This is a genomic window from Inquilinus sp. (assembly GCF_057815775.1).
In genome coordinates, this window is sequence record NZ_JBYRFX010000158.1 from 1 (window position 1) to 14,632 (window position 14,632).

At 70.7% G+C, this 14,632-nt stretch carries 17 protein-coding genes and 2 tRNA genes; 6 read left to right on the forward strand and 13 right to left on the reverse strand.

All coding sequences use genetic code 11. The features are described from left to right. Nucleotides 1-357, forward strand: a 357-nt coding sequence (locus tag AC3XYG_RS05690) for an SDR family oxidoreductase (protein ID WP_489138844.1), incomplete at its 5' end; no start/stop codon positions are given. Nucleotides 358-366: 9 nt separating this feature from the next. Beyond that, nucleotides 367-1,062, forward strand: a complete 696-nt coding sequence (locus AC3XYG_RS05695; protein WP_489138845.1) for a GntR family transcriptional regulator — start codon at nucleotides 367-369, stop codon at nucleotides 1,060-1,062. 26 nt (nucleotides 1,063-1,088) lie between these two features. Here AC3XYG_RS05695 and AC3XYG_RS05700 read toward each other — a convergent pair whose 3' ends face one another. Continuing rightward, nucleotides 1,089-1,226 carry a hypothetical protein gene (locus AC3XYG_RS05700; RefSeq protein ID WP_489138846.1) on the reverse strand — a complete coding sequence of 46 codons (138 nt, stop codon included), beginning with the start codon at nucleotides 1,224-1,226 and terminating at the stop codon, nucleotides 1,089-1,091. A gap of 152 nt (nucleotides 1,227-1,378) precedes the next feature. Between AC3XYG_RS05700 and aceA the strand changes: the two genes are divergently transcribed. Then, nucleotides 1,379-2,698 carry an isocitrate lyase gene (gene aceA / locus AC3XYG_RS05705; RefSeq protein ID WP_489138847.1) on the forward strand — a complete coding sequence of 440 codons (1,320 nt, stop codon included), beginning with the start codon at nucleotides 1,379-1,381 and terminating at the stop codon, nucleotides 2,696-2,698. Then, nucleotides 2,695-2,946 carry a hypothetical protein gene (locus AC3XYG_RS05710; protein ID WP_489138848.1) on the forward strand — a complete coding sequence of 84 codons (252 nt, stop codon included), beginning with the start codon at nucleotides 2,695-2,697 and terminating at the stop codon, nucleotides 2,944-2,946. The genes aceA and AC3XYG_RS05710 overlap by 4 nt, the downstream gene beginning before the upstream one ends. On the opposite strand, the gene AC3XYG_RS05715 is transcribed toward AC3XYG_RS05710, so the two are convergent. Further along, nucleotides 2,943-4,004: a peptidoglycan-binding protein gene (locus tag AC3XYG_RS05715; protein ID WP_489138849.1), complete on the reverse strand. Its 1,062-nt coding sequence runs from the start codon at nucleotides 4,002-4,004 to the stop codon at nucleotides 2,943-2,945. The genes AC3XYG_RS05710 and AC3XYG_RS05715 overlap by 4 nt on opposite strands. 69 nt (nucleotides 4,005-4,073) lie before the next feature. After that, a tRNA-Val gene (locus AC3XYG_RS05720) sits at nucleotides 4,074-4,146 on the reverse strand. A gap of 47 nt (nucleotides 4,147-4,193) precedes the next feature. Between AC3XYG_RS05720 and AC3XYG_RS05725 the strand changes: the two genes are divergently transcribed. Further along, a tRNA-Glu gene (locus tag AC3XYG_RS05725) sits at nucleotides 4,194-4,266 on the forward strand. Nucleotides 4,267-4,274: 8 nt separating this feature from the next. On the opposite strand, the gene msrA is transcribed toward AC3XYG_RS05725, so the two are convergent. The 8 genes from msrA to AC3XYG_RS05765 all read right to left on the reverse strand — a co-directional run bounded on the left by msrA (nucleotide 4,275) and on the right by AC3XYG_RS05765 (nucleotide 12,761). Further along, the gene (gene msrA / locus AC3XYG_RS05730; protein ID WP_489138850.1) at nucleotides 4,275-4,913 is read right to left on the reverse strand and encodes a peptide-methionine (S)-S-oxide reductase MsrA; all 639 of its coding nucleotides are present in this window, start codon (nucleotides 4,911-4,913) and stop codon (nucleotides 4,275-4,277) included. A gap of 16 nt (nucleotides 4,914-4,929) precedes the next feature. Then, entirely contained in the window at nucleotides 4,930-6,858 is a 1,929-nt protein-coding gene (locus tag AC3XYG_RS05735; RefSeq protein ID WP_489138851.1) for a cytochrome c biogenesis protein DipZ, read from the reverse strand. Nucleotides 6,859-6,877: 19 nt separating this feature from the next. Continuing rightward, the gene (gene msrB, locus AC3XYG_RS05740; RefSeq protein WP_489138852.1) at nucleotides 6,878-7,369 is read right to left on the reverse strand and encodes a peptide-methionine (R)-S-oxide reductase MsrB; all 492 of its coding nucleotides are present in this window, start codon (nucleotides 7,367-7,369) and stop codon (nucleotides 6,878-6,880) included. A 138-nt stretch (nucleotides 7,370-7,507) separates the two neighbouring features. Next, a complete protein-coding gene (locus AC3XYG_RS05745) occupies nucleotides 7,508-8,002 on the reverse strand; it encodes a VOC family protein (RefSeq protein WP_489138853.1) in 495 nt (164 codons plus the stop codon). Nucleotides 8,003-8,127: 125 nt separating this feature from the next. Then, nucleotides 8,128-9,216 carry an amidohydrolase family protein gene (locus AC3XYG_RS05750; protein ID WP_489138854.1) on the reverse strand — a complete coding sequence of 363 codons (1,089 nt, stop codon included), beginning with the start codon at nucleotides 9,214-9,216 and terminating at the stop codon, nucleotides 8,128-8,130. An 18-nt stretch (nucleotides 9,217-9,234) separates the two neighbouring features. Next, nucleotides 9,235-10,851, reverse strand: coding sequence for a bifunctional 3-(3-hydroxy-phenyl)propionate/3-hydroxycinnamic acid hydroxylase MhpA (gene mhpA, locus AC3XYG_RS05755; protein ID WP_489138855.1), 1,617 nt, complete (start codon nucleotides 10,849-10,851; stop codon nucleotides 9,235-9,237). 82 nt (nucleotides 10,852-10,933) lie between these two features. Next, nucleotides 10,934-11,830 (reverse strand): VOC family protein, encoded by an 897-nt coding sequence (locus AC3XYG_RS05760; protein ID WP_489138856.1) that lies wholly within the window; start codon nucleotides 11,828-11,830, stop codon nucleotides 10,934-10,936. 40 nt (nucleotides 11,831-11,870) lie between these two features. Next, nucleotides 11,871-12,761 carry a fumarylacetoacetate hydrolase family protein gene (locus tag AC3XYG_RS05765; RefSeq protein WP_489138857.1) on the reverse strand — a complete coding sequence of 297 codons (891 nt, stop codon included), beginning with the start codon at nucleotides 12,759-12,761 and terminating at the stop codon, nucleotides 11,871-11,873. 115 nt (nucleotides 12,762-12,876) lie between these two features. On the opposite strand from AC3XYG_RS05765, the gene AC3XYG_RS05770 reads away from it, so the two are divergent. Next, on the forward strand, nucleotides 12,877-13,614 hold the full coding sequence (locus AC3XYG_RS05770) for a GntR family transcriptional regulator (protein WP_489138858.1): 738 nt from the start codon (nucleotides 12,877-12,879) through the stop codon (nucleotides 13,612-13,614). Between the two features lie 7 nt (nucleotides 13,615-13,621). Here the strand turns inward: AC3XYG_RS05770 and catC are convergent, their stop codons facing one another. Both catC and AC3XYG_RS05780 read right to left on the reverse strand, forming a co-directional pair. Further along, nucleotides 13,622-13,897: a muconolactone Delta-isomerase gene (gene catC, locus AC3XYG_RS05775; RefSeq protein ID WP_489138859.1), complete on the reverse strand. Its 276-nt coding sequence runs from the start codon at nucleotides 13,895-13,897 to the stop codon at nucleotides 13,622-13,624. A gap of 10 nt (nucleotides 13,898-13,907) precedes the next feature. Next, nucleotides 13,908-14,632 (reverse strand): enolase C-terminal domain-like protein (locus AC3XYG_RS05780; RefSeq protein ID WP_489138860.1); only part of this gene is annotated, 725 nt, incomplete at its 5' end.

Consider the following 14,632-nt stretch of genomic DNA (forward strand, 5'->3'; position numbering starts at 1 on the left):
GCGCACGGCCTCGTCGCCTCGTCGTACAAGGCCGGCTACGTCGCGGCGAAGCACGGCGTGCTCGGGCTCGTGAAGGTGCTCGCGCTCGAGGGTGCCGACCGCGGGATCTCGGTCTCGGCGATCTGCCCCGGCTTCGTGCGGACGCCGATCGTGGAGGAGCAGCTCGAGGTGCAGGCGCAGATGACCGGCGTGCCGGTCGAGCGCGTGCTCGAAGAGGTGCTGCTGGCACCGCAGGCGGTGAAGCGCATGCTCGAGCCGGAGGAGGTCGCCGAGGCGGCCGCGTTCCTGCTCGGGCCGGCCGGCCGCGCAGTCACCGGCCAGCCGCTCGTGATGGATCTGGGCTGGACCGCCCGCTAGGCTCCGCCCGTGACGACGCTCACGAGCACCAAGGCAGACGACATCGCCGTCGCGCTCGAGCGGGCGATCGTGTCGGGCGAGATCGCGCCCGGGACGGTGCTCCGCCAGGAGCAGCTCTCGGAGCAGTACGCCGTCAGCCGCACGCCCATCCGCGAGGCGCTACGCCGGCTCGCGGCGCTCGGCCTCGTCTCGTTCGAGCCGAACCGCGGCGTCCGCGTCCGAACGCTGACGCGGGACGAGCTGCGCGAGGCCTTCCTCGTGCGCGCGGAGCTCGAGAGCCTGGCGACCGAGATCGCGGCCGGCAAGATCACCGACGAGGACCTCGACGAGCTCGAGGCGGCGGAGGACCGGTTCGCGCGGCTGACCGACGAGCTCCGCGCCCGCGGGGCCGAGCACGACGACCGCGCGCGGCTCGTGACCGAGTGGGTGCGGGGCAACCACGCCTTCCACGACATCATCTACCGCGTCGCCGCGATGCCGCTCATCGAGCGCATGGCGAAGAGTGCCCGCTTCTCCGGCTCGGCGGTCTGGGCGCCCGCGGACGCCAGCGAGCTAGACGCGCTCTACCGCTCGAACGAGCGGCAGCACCGCGCGATCATCGCGACGCTCCGGGCGCGCAGCGCCGCCGGCGCCCGCGCGCTCGCCCGTGAGCACGTGCTCGCGTCGGGCAACCTGCTCGAGCGCATCCTCGAACAGCGCGGCTGACCCGGGCCGACTGACCCGGCTCGGCGCTACTCCGCGCCGTGGTCGCGCTCGCACCAGTCGGGGCAGCAGCACTCGACGAGCTCCGCGGTCGGGATGGCCGTGCGGGCGGCGCGCGGCTCGACGGCGCGGGCGCGGAAACGGCGAACGATCGAGGTCAGGGTCATGGGGCTCGTCCTTTCGGATCCAGTTTGGCGACTTGTTGGATCCTAGATGCTCGAAGCGTCAAACGCAAAACCGCTAGATGATCCCGTTTGACGCATTCCGTTGAGGTGACTAGGATCCGAGATCTCGCCATCTTGGATCCAAAGGAGCCCCTGTGAGTCACGACACGAACGGTAACCGCCCCTCTCCGGCCGCCGAGGCCGAGCGCCTCGAGCAGGAGTGGGCCTCGGACGAGCGCTGGAGCGGGATCACGCGCGACTACACCGGCGAAGACGTCGTGGCGCTGCGCGGCTCCGTTCAGGTCGAGCACACGCTGGCGCGGCGCGGGGCCGATCGGCTCTGGCAGCTCCTGAACAACGAGGACTACGTCAACGCGCTCGGCGCCCTCAGCGGCGGCCAGGCGGTGCAGATGGTGAAGGCGGGGCTCAAGGCGATCTACCTGTCGGGCTGGCAGGTCGCGGCCGACGGCAACGTCGCGGCCGACGTCTATCCCGACCAGAGCCTCTACCCCGCCAACAGCGTCCCGGCGATGGTGAAGCGCCTGAACAACGCGTTGCGCCGCGCCGACCAGATCGAGTGGTCGGAGGGCACGACCGACACCGAGTGGTTCGCGCCGATCGTCGCGGACGCGGAGGCCGGCTTCGGCGGCTCGCTGAACGTGTACGAGCTGATGAAGGCGATGATCGAGGCGGGCGCCGCCGGCGTCCACTACGAGGACCAGCTCGCGGCCGAGAAGAAGTGCGGCCACCTCGGCGGCAAGGTGCTCGTGCCCACGAGCCAGTTCGTCCGGACGCTCAACGCCGCGCGGCTCGCCGCCGACGTCGCCGGCATCCCGACGGTGCTCGTGGCGCGGACGGATGCGGACGCGGCGACGCTGATCACCTCCGACATCGACGAGTACGACCGCGAGTTCGTCACGGGCGAGCGCACCTCCGAGGGCTTCTACCGCGTCGACTGCGGCGTCAAGGCCGCGATCTCGCGCGGGCTCGCGTACGCGCCGTACGCCGACATGATCTGGATGGAGACCTCCACCCCGACGCTCGAGGAGGCGGAGGAGTTCGCCACCGCGATCCACGCGCAGTTCCCGGGCAAGCTGCTCGCCTACAACTGCTCGCCGTCCTTCAACTGGAAGAAGCACCTCGACGACGCGACGATCGCGAAGTTCCAGCGGGAGCTCGGCAAGATGGGCTACAAGTTCCAGTTCATCACGCTGGCGGGCTTCCACTCGCTCAACACGGCGATGTTCGAGCTGGCGCGCGGCTACGCCGAGACGGGCATGTCCGCGTACGTGGCGCTGCAGCAGGCCGAGTTCGCGCTCGAGCCGCAGGGCTACACCGCGACGCGGCACCAGCGCGAGGTCGGCGCCGGCTACTTCGACCGGATCGCGACCGCGGTCTCCGGCGGCGAGTCCTCGACGCTGGCCCTGAAGGGCTCCACCGAGGAGGAGCAGTTCGAGACGGAGGTCGTCGCTTGAGCACACTCCACCTGAAGGTCTGGGCGCGCGACGGCGTCCTGCGGCTCGAGCGCTGCGAGCAGCCCGGGTGCAACGTCGACGGGAGCGGGACGGCCGATTGCGGCCGTCCCGCCTGCCCGCTCTGCGGCCGCAGCGGCTCGAACCACACGCTCGGCGCGAACCGCACCGAGTGCGACTGCCGCTTCGTGTGGGAGCCCGCCACGGCTGCCACGCGCCAGCACAGCAGCCTGACCCCCGCGCCGGGCTAGACCTTGCCGCGGAGGGCGAGGATGCCCTCCACGTAGGTGCGCGTGCCGATGAAGAGGCCGCGCTCGCGCACCGCCTGCGGCCCCTGGTAGTAGGCGGCGAGCGCGAGCCGCTCGTCGCCGTCGAACTCGCCGAGCAGGTGCTTGAGGAAGACGACGCCGACGCGGACGTTGCCGTCGGCGGTCCGCGGCACCCGCTCGCCGCGCAGGAGCACCGTCTCGACGAAGTCCCACGTCGGCGGCGTGACCTGCATGACCCCGAGCGCTCCGGCCGGCGAGACGACGTGCGGCTGGAAGCCCGACTCGTACCAGGCGAGTGCGCGTGCGAGGTACCGGTCGACGCCGTAGGTCCCCGCCCAGCGGTCGATCAGCGCCGCGACGTCCGCCCGCGCAACCCGCGCGGGAGCCGACGCCACCGCCGCGACCTTCAGCGGCGTGCCGATCTGGAGCACCTTGCCCGGGTCGAGGTCGTTGGCCTCGGCGAGCGCCGCGACCGTCGTGCCGTGGCGCTGCGCGATCAGCGTCAGGCTGTCACCGGCGCGCGCGACGTAGCGCGCGACCGGCGCCGCGGGAGGCGCCGGCAGCGGCCGGGGCGTGGCCGGATCGAGGGCGGCCATGGTCGCGGGCCCGGCGACGCCGTCGACGACGAGGCCGGCGCGCTTCTGGAAGCGCCGCACGGCGCGCCCCGTCTCGGCGCCGTAGTAGCCGTCGACGACGCGGCCGGCGCCGCGCTCCCGGAGCAGGAACTGGACCACGGCGACGTCCCAGCCAACGGCGCCGCGCCGCATCGTGCGGCGGCCGTAGAGCGGCTTGCCGAGCCGGCCGAACGCGCGCCGCGTGCTCGCGCCGGGGATCCCGTCCGAGATGAGCCCGCTCGTGCGCTGGAAGACGCGCACCGCGTGTGCGGTGCCCGGGCCCGCGATGCCGTCGATCGGACCGATGTAGAAGCCGTGGGCCCGCAGCGCCACCTGGAGCCCCGCCAGCTGCGGGTTCGACCCGGCGGCGGCCGGCGCCGCGAGGACGAGCGCCGAGAGGGCGGCGGTGAGCGTGATGCGGCGCATGGGCGGTCCGGGTTCTCCCGGGCGCCCCGGGCCCCTGCCGTGTTTACGGAATCCTTACGACCCGTTCCATGGGCGGTGACGGGCTCGAACCGCCGACTTCCTCGGTGTAAGCGAGGCGCTCTCCCAGCTGAGCTAACCGCCCGACGCGCTGCTCAGAGTAGCCCAGGGCGCGGGTACCCTACGCGGGCCGCCCCCATCGACTAGCGGCCTAGGTCGCCACCCTTTCAAGGTGGTAGCGCGGGTTCGAATCCCGCTGGGGGCATCCACCGTTCAGATGCGGCAGGACGCCACGCCGCGCTTCACCAGGTACTGCTGGTGATAGTCCTCGGCGCGGTAGAAGTCCGACGCCGGCGTGATCTCGGTGACGATCCGCTCCGGCGTCTGCGCCTGCTGCCGGGCGAGCGATTCGCGCGCCGTGCGCTCCTGCTCCGGCGAGTGGACGAAGATCGCCGAGCGGTACTGCGTGCCGACGTCGGGCCCCTGGCGGTTGAGCTGGGTCGGGTCGTGCGCGACCGAGAAGAAGACCTGCAGGATCCGCCCGTAGCTGATCACCCGCGGATCGAAGGTGACCTGCACCGCTTCCGCATGGCCCGTGTCGCCGCCCGTCACCCGGCGGTAGCTCGCGGTCGAGGCCTCGCCGCCGGCATAACCGGAGACGGCGCGCGAGACGCCCTCGAGGTGCTGGAACACGCCCTGCACGCCCCAGAAGCAGCCGCCGGCCAGCACCGCGGTCTCGGTGCCGGCGGCGGCCGCGGTTTCGTCCATCGCCGGCGCCGGCACCGCCCGCGCCTCCTCGGCGGAGGACCGGGTGACGCCCAGCCCGGCGCCGACGGCCAGCAGGGCCAGGGCACCGGCCAGGGTCGGCAGGTGGCGCCAGGCGGCGGATCGTGTGGTTTTCGAACGGATCATGGTTCAGCTCCCGCTGTCAGCCGAAGGTGAAGGCATAGGCCTGGACGCCCGGGTCCAGGAACTGGATCGCGAAGGTGTGGTCGGCGACCGGGCCGGACTGGCGCACCAGCTGGTACAGGCGCTGGCCGGTCACGGTGCCCTGGCCGTTGGCATCGGTGTCGGCGCCGTGGCTGGTGCCGGGGGCGGCGCCGTCGATGGTGACGCGGTACCGCACCGGCTTGCCGTCCGGCCCCGGCCCCAGCACCAGGTGCAGGTCGCGGGCATGGAAGCGATAGGTGATGCCGCCGTCCGGCTGGTTCAGCGCGGCATGTTCGCCGCCCACCGTCCAGTCGCCCGTCAGGCCCCATTCGTTCAGCCGCGGCGTGCCGATCGCATAGACATGGCTGGCGTTCTGCACCACGCCGCCGGTCGACGCGAAGTTCTCCGCCCGGTTGAAGCCGACATAGGTCTCGGGCGACTGCACGTCGCCGGTATCGGACGCCGCCTCGGCCCCGGTGGCGCTGACCGAGATCAGCCCCTTGTCGACATTGGACTGCCCGGCCTCGGCCAGCAGCTGCTGGATCACCCGCTCCGACCCGTCATAGTCGCCTTCGCCGAAATGCTCGTGCCGGATCTGGCCCTTGGCATCGATGAAGTAATGCGCCGGCCAGTACTCGTTCTGGAAGGCGCGCCAGATGGCGTAGTTGTTGTCGATCGCCACGGGGTAGGTGATCTTCAGGTCGGCAATCGCCTTGCGCACGTTGTCGACATTGCGTTCGAAGGCGAATTCCGGCGAATGCACGCCGATCACGACCAGGCCCTGGTCCTTGTACTTCTCGGCCCAGGCCCGGACATAGGGGATGGCGCGCAGGCAGTTGATGCAGGAATAGGTCCAGAAATCGACCAGCACCACCTTGCCCTTCAGCCCGTCGACCGTCAGCGGCGGCGAATTCAGCCAGTCGACCGCGCCGGTCAGGGGCGGGAAGGGGCCTTCGACCGGCAGGGTCTCGACCTCTGCCGCCGCCGGCTTGGCCTTCATCATCATCGCCGGGTTGGCGTCGCCGCCCGCCTGGCCGCCGGCCTCGCCGCTTTTCATCATCATGCCGGGGTTGCCGTTCATGACGACGGAGGAACCGGACTCGCCGCCGGTCTCGCCGCTCTTCATCATCATGCCGGGATTGCCGTTCATGACGACGGAGGAGGCCGGCGCGCCGCCACCGTTCCTGTCGGCCGGGGGTGTGTTGAGCTTGTCGATCAGTCCCTGCTCCAGCGACGTGGTGCTGGCCAGCGACACCTGGGTCAGCAGGCCGGTGTCGAGGCCGAGCGAGATCGCCACCACGCCCGCCAGCACGGCGACGCCGAGGCCGCGCCGGACCCATTCGCCGACGCCCAGCGACCGCTTCATCACCTTGAACACCCGGCCGCCGACCAGCAGCGCCAGGGCCAGTGAGGTGGCGGCGCCCAGCGCATAGGCCAGCAGCAGCAGCGAGGTACCGACATTGGCGCCGTTCAGGGCGGCACCGGTCAGGATCAGCCCCAGCACCGGGCCGGCGCAGGGCGCCCACAGCAGGCCGGTGGCGACGCCCAGCAGCAACGACGCCAGCGGCGGCGACCGCTGCGTCTCGACCGCGCCGTCGGCGGATTGCGACAGCCGGCTGCCCAGCGCGACCAGCGGCCGGGTCAGACGGTCGGCCAGGGCCGGGAACAGCAGGGTGATGCCGAACACCGCCAGCAGCACGATGGCGGCGATGCGGCCATATTCGTTGGCGGCCACCGCCCAGCCCCCGGCCACGGCGGCCAGGGTGGCGACGGCGGCGAAGGTCACGGCCATGCCGATCAGCATCGGCAGGCCGCTTTTCAGGAAGGGCCGGTCCGCCCGGGCGAAGACGAAGGGCAGGACCGGCAGGATGCAGGGGCTGACGATGGTCAGCACGCCGCCGAGATAGGCCAGCAGGATCAGAAGCATAATGTGCTGCTCTCTATGCTCAGGCGGCGGCGGGTTTGAAGGTCATGGCGACGCCGTCCATGCAATAGCGCAGCCCGGTCGGGGCCGGCCCGTCATCGAACAGGTGGCCGACATGGCCGCCGCAGCGCCGGCAATGCACCGCGGTGCGGATCATGCCGAAAGACGTGTCCTGGGTGGTGCCGACGGCCTTGTCCAGCACGGACCAGAAGCTGGGCCAGCCGGTGCCGCTGTCGAATTTGGTGGTGGAGGAGAACAGGTCCAGGTCGCAGCCGGCACAGGCGAAATTGCCGCGCCCCTCCTCATGCAGCAGCGGGCTGGTGTAGGGGCGTTCTGTCGCAGCCTGGCGCAGCACCGCATACTGGTCCGGGGTCAGCATCTTGCGCCATTCGGCGTCCGTGTGCATGACCTCGAACACCTCGTCGGCGCGCGACAGCGTCGGTCGCCACGTGCCGGTGGCCAGCAGGGCCACGCCGGCAGCCCCGCTGGAAAGAAGAACGCGTCTCGTGATCATCGTCCGCAACTCCCGTTCGGGCATTTGACTGCCCAGCGTCCCACCAGCTTATTCGTCGGTGATCGCCGTATTGTTACGGGAATAGCGAATGGTCGGATCGATGGCCCCGCCGCGCGACGGGGCCAGCGGGCGGTCCGGCTACTTTCGCTTGAACGGGCCGGCCGGGGCGATGATTTCGAGATGGGTGCCGTCCGGGTCGTCGAAATAGGCGACGGCGGTGCCGATGCCGGCCTTCAGCCCATCACCTTCCTCGAACACGATCGGGTCGCCTTGGAATTCCATGCCGGCTTCCGCCATCCGCTGGTGCATCGCGTCCAGATCGTCGACCTCGAAGCACAGATGCATGGCGCTGATCTCGTTGCCGGCATAGCGCGCGGTCTTCGGCGCTGGCTCCTCATACTCCAGCAGGTCGATGTTCAGATTGTCGAGATGGACGTTGGCGTAGCGGATCAGGACCTTGTCCAGGCCCTGGACTGCGGCCATGCGCGGCCCGCCGATCGCATCCTTGTTGACGATCTTCGTGCCGGTCAGCGCCTCGTAGAAGCGGATGGCACGGTCCAGGTCGGATACGACGATGCCGACATGGTTGGCGCGGCTCAGGCCGATGGTGCTGGTCGGAATGCTCTGGGGCAAGATGGGTCTCCTCGGTGCCGGTTGCGGTCCGAGGGATATGGCCTGGCTGGGGGACGGGGGTACCGCATCGGGCGGACAGTCATCTGTGAATTGGATTCCTGGATCCTTGGGCCGATCCGGCGGCGTCAGGCCAGCCGCGGGAACAGCGCCAGGGCGTTGTCGTGCAGGACGCGCCGGCGGGTGGCGTCGTCGAACAGGGGCGTCGCATCCTGCTCCTGCGCCAGCCGGGTGACGATCGGCAGCGGCGTGAACGGCCAGTCGCTGCCATAGAAGATGCGGCCGGGATCGGCGATCTGCAGCAGGGCCGGCAGTAGCCGCGGCAGCGGGAAGCCGGCCAGATCGTAGTGGAGCCGGCGCAGCGTGGCAAAGACATGGTCGGGTTCGACCGGGGCCGGCAGCTGCAGCGCTGGGGCCAGGCCGACCACGCGATCCGCCAGCACCGGCAACGCCGCGCCGGCATGCGGCACGATCAGGCGGATGTTGGGGAAGCGGTCGAGCGTGCCGGTCAGGATCAGGTTGGTGACGGCGCGCGTGGTCTCGAACATGAACTCCAGCATCGGCCGCGGCCAGGCTGGGCCGACACCCTGGCAGCACGGGCAATGCGGCGAGGTCGGGTGCATGAACACCACGGCCCGGCGCCGGTCGAGTTCGGCGAAGATCGGGTCGAATCTGGGATCGCCGAGATAGATACCGTGATGGTTGGTCTCGACCGCGACGCCGTCGGCCTGCAGCATGTCGAGGGCATAGGCAGCCTCGGCCAGCGCGCCGTCGACATCCGGCAGCGGCAGCGACGCGAACAGGCCGAAGCGGCCGGGATGGTCGGCCGCGGCCTGCGCCCCGGCCTCGTTGACCCGGCGGGCCAGGGTTCGTGCCGCGGCATCGTCGCCGAAATGCACGCCGGGCGTGGAGATCGACAGCATCGCCGTGCGGATGCTGAGCCGGTCCATCATGTCGATGGCCATGCCGGGATCCCACAGCGGCAGGCCGGGCATGCCGTCCGGATGCTCGTGCCCGGCGGCGATGGCGGCCTCGCGGTAGAAACCGGGCAGGTAATGGGCATGCACGTCGATGCGCGGCAGCAGCGCCGAGCCGGCGACGGCAGGGCCGCCAGAAGGCTTCGGCTGGGCCTGCGCGGCCCCGGCAGGGACGGCGGCGCCCGCCAGCATCAGGCCGCCCAGCAGCGCCCTCCGATCGATAGTCGAAGTGTGCAGCATGTCACTCTCCGGGTTGGGTCAGGCGGTCGCGCGGACCGGGCCGGCGGCGAGGGCCGTCAGGCCGCAGCGCTCGAGATCGGCGGCCATGCGATCGATCAGGCCGGGCAGCCCGGCCAGTGATGTCACCCCGCCATAGAGGTGGAAGTCCGGCCGCACCATCATCGCCGCCAGGCCATGCTGCGCCATGAAGGGCAGGATCCTGTCATCCAGATCGATGGCCGCGCCCGGCACGGTGGTGCCGCGTCGTTCCATCCGGACGATGCGGGCCCCGATCCGGTCGAGGATGGCGTGGTGTTCGGGGTGCAGCACCGCGGCGGCATCGGCCTCGGCCACCAGCAGCCGGAAGCCCGGGCCGATCAGGTCGTCGAGCCGGCCCTCTTGTCCGCCAACCCGGACGGCGCCATGCGGGCTGAGCAGGCCGGCCGGGTTGCGGACCGTGCCGTCGGCGTGCCGGTCCAGCAGCCCGTCGGTCAGCTGCGGGAAGGGTGGCGGCGGCGGGGCCGTACCGTCGAGGAACGCCTGGTCGCGGCGGGCCGCCTCCTCCGGATCGGGGATGCAGATGATCTTCCCGAGATACATCGAGATGTCGATGACGGCACTGACATGCGGCCGGCGCTCCGGCTGGTAGGTGTCGAGCAGCCGGTCGTCGGCGCGGCCGCGCCGCACCAGGTCCAGCTTCCAGGCCAGGTTCCAGGCGTCGCGCAGCCCGGCGCACATCCCCTGGCCCATGAAGGGCGGCATCACATGCGCGGCGTCGCCGGCGATCAGGATCCGCCCCTGTCGCCAAGTGTCGGCCAGCAGCGAGCGGAAGGTGTAGACCTTGTGCCGCACGATGCTGGCCTGGTCGGGTGTCACCCAGGGCGCCAGCAGCCGCCAGGCCACCGCTTCGTCCTCCAGTTCCGCGCGCGTCTCGTGCGGCAGGCGCATGAACTCCCAGCGGCGGAAGTAGCGGCCGTCGCGGACCCCGGCCGGCACCATCGTGGTCGGCCGGCCCGGGTTGCAGAACTGCGCCGCGGCCGGGATGTCCAGCGTCACGCCCTCATGCGGCAGGATGTCGATCACCAGCCAGTCCGCCTCGAAGCCGCGATCCTCCTGGCTGGATCCGATGGCACGGCGCACCAGGCTGTTGGCGCCGTCGGCGCCGATCAGGAAGCGGCCACGGACGATGCGGGTGCCGTTGTCGTCGCGGATGGTCACGGCGACATGGTCCGCCTCTTCCCGGACGGCGATCGCCTCGCAGCCGAGATGGACGGCGACGCCGGGCTGGGCCCGGGCGGTCTTGTCGAGCAGCTCCTCCAGCGTCGGCTGATGCACGAAATGGACCTGCGGCCCGCCGGAGATCGAGTCCGCCGACCAGTCGATCGCCAGCAGCTCCTGCCACTCCGCGTTGAACCAGCGGTAGACCGGCGCGGAATGGGTGATCGCCGGCAGCGCATCGCGCAGGCCGATCGCGCACAGCACGCGGTAGAGCTCATGGTCGATGCACACGGCGCGGGGCAGGGGATAGCGGCTTTTCCAGCGCTCGAAGACGGCGACGGTGAAGCCGAGGCGGCCCAGCATGATCGCCAGCGCCGCGCTCACCGGGCCGTAGCCGACCTGGATGACGTCATGGATCTCGTCGTCGGGACGCGTCATCCGGTTCCTCCCATCTGTCGGTGCGATCAATCCCGGGGCGGCGGTCTTCGCGCGGCATCCCCCAGGGTCGACGGGCCTGCCGTCAGCGCGTCGTGGCGAAGGGCAGCCCGGGGTCGATGAAGCTGGCCGGCGGCGGTGAACCCCATTGGTTGATCCAGCGGTCGGCCAGGGTGGCGGAGATCTCCCAGGTCCGGGCCTCGTACAGCAGGTCGCTGTCGATCCGGTCCATGCCGGTCGAGTTCTCGACCACGCAGCCATTGGGATCGACATAGTAGGTGAAGACATTGCCGCCGGCACCGTGCCGGCCGGGGCCCCACAGCAGGGCGCGGTCCTTCAGCGCCAGCGTGTCGGCGATGCCGGCCAGGTCTTCCAGCGCGTGCAGGTCGAAGGCGTAATGGTGCAGCTGCGCCTCGCCGCGGAACACCGCGATGGTGTGGTGGTAGCCGTCCCAGCCGCGGAACCACAGGAACTCGTCGCCGGCGGTGCGGTCGGACAGCTTCATGCCTAGCAGCTTGGTCAGGAAATCGCGCACCACCAGCGTGTCGGGCGCCTTCAGGTTGACGTGCTCGATCCGCTTGGGGCGCGAGCCGGGGCCGATGTGGCGCTGGGCCTGGCTGCGGGCGACCGGGGTGTGCACCTCGAACACTGCACCGAACGGGGCGACGAAGCGCACGGCCCGTTCCACGCCGGGCCCCAGCGGCCGGTCGTCCAGGATCTCGATCCCCTCCGACTGCAGCCGCTTCAGCACCTCGTCCACCGCCGCGGCGTCCATCGCCTCCAGACCGACGGCCAGCACCTCCCGGCGCGGGCCGGGGCGGAACGAGACCTCGTGGTGGCGCTGGTTGGAGGACAGGTAGACGGTGCCGTCGCGGCGGTCGGTGACCTTGAGGCCGACGATATCGGCCAGGTCGGCCGCCGATCCCTCGGGGTCGGGGGTGGTGAAGGCCACATGGCCCATTTGACGGATCAGGTGCGTCATGGCGTTTCGAACTCCCATCCGATTTTCTTGTCCCGCAGGATTATGCCGCGTCGGCGTCCAGCCGCGCGCCCTCATCGGCGATCGGGTTGCGCAGCAGGCCGATCCGGTCCGCCTCGACCTCGACGACATCGCCATGACGCATCCACAGCGGCGGCTTGCGGGCCAGGCCGACGCCCGCCGGCGTGCCGGTGACGATGACGTCGCCCGGTTCCAGCGTCATCGCCTCGGACAGGATCGCCACCAGCTCGGCGACGCCGAACACCATGTCGTCGGTCGACGCGTCCTGCACCACCTGGCCGTTCAGGCGGGTGCGTAGCCGCGGGCCGGCGGCGCCCGGCGGCAGCTCATCGGCGGTGACGAACTCCGGGCCAAAGGCGCCGGTGCCGTCGAAATTCTTGCCGACCGTCCATTGCGGCGATTTGGTCTGGTAGTCGCGGATCGAGGCGTCGTTGAATAGGGCGTAGCCGGCGACGTGCCCAAGCGCGTCGGCCCGGGCTATGTGGCGGCCACCGCGGCCGATCACGGCTGCGATCTCGCCCTCATAGTCGAGCTGGTCCGACTGGCGCGGCCGCAGGATCGCCGCCTGGTGCCCGACCAGGCTGGTGGCGAAGCGGGCGAACAGCGTTGGATAGGTCGGCTGCTGGAAGCCGCTTTCCGCCGAATGGTCGCGATAGTTCAGGCCGACGCACAGGATCTTGCCCGGCCGGGGCAGGACCGGCAGCCAGTGCGCCCGGCCCGGCGGCAAAACCGCGTGCCGCTGCGGCGACCGCAGCACGGCGGCGATCGCATCCCGGGCCTCGTCCCCCGCGGCGATGATCGCCGCTAGGTCGTTCGGCAGGCGCGGCGCCGCCAGCGACAGATCGATCAGGTCGTCCCCGCTCCGCACGGCGACGAAGCGGCGGCCATCCAAGGCCATTGTCGACAGGCGCATCGCACTCTCCTCCGGCTTGATGCGGCAAAACCCTAGGCTGAAGATCCATCGTGTCAAGAAAAATAGATTTTTTATCTGTAGATGGATCTTTGCTATAAGGGTGAAGGAGGTGCCGATGCTGACCGGGTTGCAAGAGGCCAAAAGCCTGACCGAAGCCGCCTATGTGCGCCTGCGCGCCGATATCCTGGCGTGCCGGCTGCGGCCGGGACAACGGCTCAAGATCAACGAGTTGTGCGCCCAGCTCGGCGTCAGCCTCAGCGCGGTGCGCGAGGCGCTGTCACGGCTGTCGGCCGAAGGCCTCGTGATCTCCGAGGCGCAGAAGCGGTTTCAGGTGGCACCGGTCTCCGCCGCCGATCTGGAGGACCTGACCCGCACCCGGATCGAGATCGAGACGCTGTGCCTGCGCCGGGCGATGACGGTGCGCGGCATCGCCTGGGAGACGGCGCTGGTGGCGGCCTTCCACCGCCTGTCACGCACGCCGGAGCGGGCGGCGGGGGATGAGCGCCGGGTCAGCGACGACTGGGCCACGGCCCATGCCGATTACCACCAGGCGCTGGTCGCGTCCTGCGACAGCCCCTGGCTGTTGCGCCTGCGCACCATGCTCTATGCCCAGTCCGAGCGGTATCGCCGGCTGTCGGTGCCGATGGCGGAGCACCGGCGCGACCTGGATGCGGAGCATCGCCGGATTATGGAGACGGTGCTGGCGGGCGACGTCGATGCCGCCTGCCGCCTGCTGTCAGATCACTTCCTGGCGACGATGGCCCTGGTGCGCGACCTGGCCCGGCAGGAGGAAGCGGCCGCCGAGGCCGCGCCGCCGCGACCGGCCCGGCGCAGCCTCGGCGTGCCGGCGTAGGCTTCCGTCAGATCGCCGACGGGTGCCGGGCCAGCGGCGTGACCTCGATCGCCAGGTACGGGAACAGCGGCAGGGTCGACAGCAGGGCGTGCAGCTCGTCGTGGTTCTCGACCTCGAACACGCTGACATTGGCGTAGCGCCCGGCCACCCGCCACAGATGGCGCCAGCGGCCGTCGCGCTGCAGCTCCTGGGCCCGCGCCTTCTCCTCGGCCTTCAGGCGTTCGATCCGGGCGGGGTCGGCATCGTGCGGGATCCGCACATCCATCTCGACGAGATACAGCATCGTGTTCTCCTCAGGCGCGGGCGTAGCGGCGCAGCTTGTCGCGGTCGAGTGTGACGCCGATGCCGGGACCGTCCGGCAGCAGCACGTCGAAGTCCTGGAAGCGCAGCGGTTCGGTGACCAAATCGTCGGTCAGGATCTGCGGGCCGAAATGCTCGCAGCCCCAGGCCAGGTCGCGCAGGGTGGCGAAGACCTGCAGATGGGCCGCCGCGCCGACCGAGCTTTCCAAGAGGCAGCCGCCATAGAGGCCGATGCCCGCCGCCTCGGCCACCCCAGCCACCTTGCGCGTGCTCAGCAGCCCGCCATGCTTGACCAGCTTCAGCGACACCACATCGGCCGCGGCGGCCTGGGCGACCGCCAGCATGTCATGGGCCGAGAACACGCATTCATCGGCCATCAGCGGCACGGTCGACCGGGCGCGCAGCCGGGCCATGCCGGCGATATCCCAGGCCGGCAGCGGCTGTTCCACCAGCCGGATGCCGAGTTCGGCCAGGACGGGCAGGCAACGCACGGCGGTGGTCTCGTCCCAGGCCTGGTTGGCGTCGACGATCAGCACCGACCGGTCGCCCAGCGCCCCGGCCAGGCGGCGCAGCCGGGCCAGATCGGCCTCGGCCGGCTGGGCGCCGATCTTGACCTTGAAGGTGCGGTGCAGCCGGGCCGCCAGCTTGGCCTCCGCCTCCTCGATCTCCTGGGCCGGGTCGCCGGAGGCCAGGGTCCACAAGACCGGCACCCGGTCGC

Bases quoted from the DNA above. Each gene is read 5' to 3' on its own strand.
- AC3XYG_RS05700 (WP_489138846.1), bottom strand. From the start codon at position 1,226: ATGACCCTGACCTCGATCGTTCGCCGTTTCCGCGCCCGCGCCGTCGAG.
- AC3XYG_RS05715 (WP_489138849.1), bottom strand. From the start codon at position 4,004: ATGCGCCGCATCACGCTCACCGCCGCCCTCTCGGCGCTCGTCCTCGCG.
- msrA (WP_489138850.1), bottom strand. From the start codon at position 4,913: ATGATCCGTTCGAAAACCACACGATCCGCCGCCTGGCGCCACCTGCCG.
- AC3XYG_RS05735 (WP_489138851.1), bottom strand. From the start codon at position 6,858: ATGCTTCTGATCCTGCTGGCCTATCTCGGCGGCGTGCTGACCATCGTC.
- msrB (WP_489138852.1), bottom strand. From the start codon at position 7,369: ATGATCACGAGACGCGTTCTTCTTTCCAGCGGGGCTGCCGGCGTGGCC.
- AC3XYG_RS05750 (WP_489138854.1), bottom strand. From the start codon at position 9,216: ATGCTGCACACTTCGACTATCGATCGGAGGGCGCTGCTGGGCGGCCTG.
- mhpA (WP_489138855.1), bottom strand. From the start codon at position 10,851: ATGACGCGTCCCGACGACGAGATCCATGACGTCATCCAGGTCGGCTAC.
- AC3XYG_RS05760 (WP_489138856.1), bottom strand. From the start codon at position 11,830: ATGACGCACCTGATCCGTCAAATGGGCCATGTGGCCTTCACCACCCCC.
- AC3XYG_RS05765 (WP_489138857.1), bottom strand. From the start codon at position 12,761: ATGCGCCTGTCGACAATGGCCTTGGATGGCCGCCGCTTCGTCGCCGTG.
- AC3XYG_RS05770 (WP_489138858.1), top strand. From the start codon at position 12,877: ATGCTGACCGGGTTGCAAGAGGCCAAAAGCCTGACCGAAGCCGCCTAT.
- catC (WP_489138859.1), bottom strand. From the start codon at position 13,897: ATGCTGTATCTCGTCGAGATGGATGTGCGGATCCCGCACGATGCCGAC.